Raw genomic sequence first — 291 nt, 5'->3', positions numbered from 1 at the left:
CAAATTTTACCTTAGCCTGATCCACCAGCAGTGAAACTGGTGTTCAGTCTATTTCTATCACATATCCGAATTTTTAAAGAACGATCTGACAAAAGTCAGAAATCAACATTCAAAAGGAATGTTCATTTCTGAGTTCTAATCAGCAAATGAATCAAGCAATTCGTGTGGGAGCTCATCAGTAGGCTGATGTCGTCGATTAAGGAGGTGATCCAGCCGCAGGTTCCCCTACGGCTACCTTGTTACGACTTCACCCCAGTCATGAATCACACCGTGGTAACCGTCCTCCCGAAG

Annotated in this window: 1 rRNA gene; it reads right to left on the bottom strand. The window is 44.0% G+C overall.

The features are described from left to right. Positions 1-197: 197 nt before the first annotated feature. A 16S ribosomal RNA gene (locus tag ABE528_RS27390) occupies positions 198-291 on the bottom strand; the annotation flags it as partial.

The sequence above is a fragment of the Pseudomonas sp. TWI628 genome, assembly GCF_039673865.1.
Lineage (GTDB): Bacteria > Pseudomonadota > Gammaproteobacteria > Pseudomonadales > Pseudomonadaceae > Aquipseudomonas.
This window is presented reverse-complemented; position numbering and strand designations above follow the sequence as displayed.